Source organism: Wolbachia endosymbiont of Tuta absoluta (assembly GCF_059414725.1).
Genome location: NZ_JBNRJY010000323.1, coordinates 1 through 4,029, shown reverse-complemented (window position 1 = coordinate 4,029; position 4,029 = coordinate 1). Strand labels below are relative to the sequence as shown.

The 4,029-nt window shown below is 36.9% G+C and carries 1 protein-coding gene and 1 pseudogene; both read left to right on the top strand.

Translation table 11 applies throughout. The features are described 5' to 3' along the window. Positions 1–327 precede the first annotated feature (327 nt). Positions 328–3,531, top strand: a complete 3,204-nt coding sequence (locus tag ACJ5GX_RS03495; RefSeq protein WP_096097210.1) for a glycoside hydrolase/phage tail family protein — start codon at positions 328–330, stop codon at positions 3,529–3,531. 88 nt (positions 3,532–3,619) lie between these two features. Then, a pseudogene (locus ACJ5GX_RS03490) lies at positions 3,620–3,904 on the top strand (hypothetical protein); the annotation flags it as partial. Positions 3,905–4,029 lie beyond the last annotated feature (125 nt).

Here is a 4,029-nt window from a genome sequence, read left to right as displayed (position 1 = left end):
ATTTGTTATATTCATTGCAGTTACTGACTTTCATTCTTATTGGCATATTTTTCCTTTGTCGGCTAAATATCTATTTTATAACAAATTCCATCAGTAACTGCCTGTTCTTTCCTTGAGTGGTGCAACAAAGCCCGCTGGAATTCAGAAATAAAGAACAATGGATCCCAGTGTCAGCTACTCGGATGACAGGAAAAGGGCTACTCGGATTACATCCTTTTTTTCCTGGATACCAGTCGCATGACACTACTATATAGTAGGTCCCAATTTTATCCCAGTCTGGGATCTTCTTTCAAAAATTCAAAACAATCTATTAAAAAGGAGAATATTATGTCTACAATAATTTTATCATCAATTTTAAGTAAAGCGGGCAGTATTTTTGGGCCAATTGGCCAGATTGTTGGCTCAGAACTCGGTGCTCTGCTTGGTGCACAGCTTGATAATGCAATATTTGGTCTTGATGCCGACCAAAAGATAACGCATGGGGCGAGGCTGAAAAATCTGCAAGTTCAAACCTCAACTTATGGCAAAGCAATTCCAATTATCTATGGCACTGCTCGCATTGCTGGAAACATTATTTGGTCACAGCCAATAAAAGAGGAGGCGATAACCACTCAAAATAAAACAGGAAGAGGTATAAATATTACATATAACTACTATGCAACACTCGCAATTGCAATTTGCAAGGGGAAAGTAGAAAAATTAAATAGAATCTGGGCGGATATAAAATCGCTTAGTTTTGATGAAATAGATTATACTTTTTACCACGGCAGAGAAGACCAAAACCCTGATCCGTTTATGTTATCAATCGAAGGTGAGAAGAATGTACCAGCTTATAGAGGAATATCTTACATAGTCATCAAAAATTTCCCTTTGGCAGACTATAGTAATCGTGTTCCGGTGTTTACATTTGAAGTGCAAACTGCACTGAAGCTCAATGGATTCTCAGTAGCAGAAAACATTAAAAATATCAATATCATACCAGGTTCAGGGGAGTTTGTGTATGATACGAAAATACAGAAGAAAATTGCACGAGAAAAAATAAGCAGTAGTCAATATATTCCCTATGGACCGGTACAAAGAGTAAATCACAATAATCACACAAAAAAGAGCGATGCTATGCTTTCTTTGGACCAATTGAAGGAAAGTTTACCAAATGTTGAATGGGCATCGGTAGTGGTTAATTGGTTTGCAAGCAGTTTGAATATCAAAGATTGTAAAATATATCCTGCAGTTGAATTTCAAGACGATTCTGCTATAGTGCCTGATGATTGGCAAGTGGGAAATATAACCAGGGATAATGCCCAGCTCATTTCAAAAGATAATCATGGCAATCCAAGATATGGTGGTACAGTTAGCGATGCAGCACTAATAAGATATATAGAAGAGCTGCATAGCAGAGGTTATAAGGTGATGCTCTATCCAATGCTCTTGCTTGACACAAAAAACAAAGAGTGGCGAGGAAAATTGAGCGGTACTCCTCAGGATATAAGTGATTTTTTTGAGAATCAGTATAGCAAATTCATAGAGCATTACACAAGCATTGCCAAACAAACTAAAGTGGAAGGGTTTATTATTGGTTCTGAGTTTGCTCAGCTTACCAGAGTAAAAGATGCGAAAGGCAATTATCCTGCAGTAGCAGAGCTAGTTAAAGTTGCAAAGCAAGTAAAATTTCAGCTTGGAAAAGAAGTAAACGTAACTTACGCTGCCGATTGGAGTGAGTATCATTCATATGATGGTTGGTATAATATGGATGAACTATGGTCTTCAGAGTTTATCGATGTTGTTGGCATAGATGCTTACTTTCCACTCACCGATGGCCCAGAACCTCCTTTTGGCTATTCCGCGAAAGATGTAACGGGTGGTTGGAGCAGTGGGGTAGGGTATGATTATTTTTACGATTACTCAAAAAGTGATCCTGAGAAAATAAAGTATAATGACAGCGAATATGCGTGGAAAAATATCGAGAAATGGTGGAGTGAAGTTCATGTAAATCCAGGTGGTAGTAAAACAAAATGGCAACCAAAAATGAAGAAAATATGGTTTACCGAATATGGATTTCCCAGTATGAACGGCTGCACTAATGAGCCCAATGTGTTTGTTGATAAAGGTAGTATAGAGAGTAAATATCCACGATACTCAAACGGAGAGGTGAGCTTTCTTTCGCAGAAAACTGCAATCGAAGGAACATTAAAAAAGTGGCAAAGCTCAGAAATGGTGGAGAAAATGTTCCTCTGGGCGTGGGATGCAAGGCCATTTCCTTATTTCCCCAATTTATGTGACATGTGGGCTGACTGCCATAACTGGCAGACCGGGCACTGGATTCAGGGAAAAATTTCACAACTTAATGTTTCCGATGTTTTGTCTGATCTGTTGCAAAAGGTAGGTCTCAAAGGCGATCAGTTTGATACAAGTGATGTTAAAGGATTACTATCTGGGTATGTAATAAATGATCAGCAACCCGTACGCTCAATTATTAAAATGCTGCGAAGGTGCTATTTTTTTGATGTGGTTGAACAGAACTCAAAACTGAAATTTATTCAAAAGGGCAGGGGAGTGACAACTGGTATACCAGTTGACGAAACTGTTTTCAATCACAATCCCAAGCTGATACAGCTTAGTCAATTAGATTTAAACAATAGGATTAACATCGTTTATTTTAACCGCAATTTTGGCTATCCAATTGATGTGAAATATGCTGAACTGCCAAAGCAGGGCAATGCTGCAACAGTTGAAATACCTCTCATTATGGAGGAAGGGGAGGCGCAAAATATAGCTGAAGTTTTACTTTATTCTTCGTGGCAAGAGAGAAATGTATACAACTTTAAGCTCCCGATAAAATATGCATGGCTTTTACCAAGTGATGTCATAGCAATTTCAGATGGCGAGAAAAGACATACGATGAGAATTATAAAAACAAAGTTTGAAAGCATGTCCATTCAAGTAATGGGAGTTGGTTATGATCCCTCTATATACAAGCTCTCCTTTCCTTCAACAAGATCACTTATGCTTAAAGAATACCCTCCTTCTCACATCAGTAAATCTATCGTAGAAATGATAGATTTACCGCATATTAAAGGTAATATCGCAAGTTTTACTTTAATTAGTGAAGAGGAAGGTTGGAAAGGAGCAACACTTTTTATTTCGTATGATGATAAAAATTATAAGCCCATCGCGAGCGCAAATATACAATCTACTTACGGATATGTAATCGAATCTACCGATGAGGGAATTACAGTAGTGCTACGTTTTGGTAAGCTAGACGTCATGAATTCAACTGTGTTAGCGCTGGTTGGAAAAGAGGTAATAAAATTCCAAGATGCCAAGCTTATAGATAAAAATAAATATAAGCTTAGCAACCTAATTAGAGGTCAAGAAGGGACTAAGAAATATGAACACACTGCAGGTGAAAAATTTATTCTACTTGATGATTCAATAATTTCTTTTGAAGTGCAAAAAGGGAGAAAGTTTTATCTTAAGGCAGTCACTTACGGTGATTCATTAGATAATACGGAAACAAAAATTGTAAACTGAGAGAGCGTAAGTGAAATCTTAATGTCTACTTGCATTTTATTAAAAAATCCACTATATTATAAATATAGCAATATAGTAAGGTAAAATAATGATCGGTAATGTAAAAAAATTATCAAATGAAGCGCCAATAATACTAACATGGGTGCCAAGAGTACATGGTGCATCTTTACCAGATGGTAAAAATAGTAGATTGAATTATTTAGATATAATCAAGAATCATAAACTAAAGAATGAAGAGGAGAGGGATATATATCTGATTATCAACGGCCCAGGGTTTAAGCAAAGCCAAATAGATAATTTAAAGCGTGAACTGAAAGGAATTGAAGGAGTACATGTTATAGACTTGCATCAGTATGACTGGAGCGAAATAGATCGATCTTTTCCTTTCATCCAGGATACATCACTATTTACTAGACCCATAGAATAGTTACCATTGTTCTCTCCAAAAGCAAATGACTTCCATTTGCTTTCTACTTGACCAATTAATTTATCATGCAC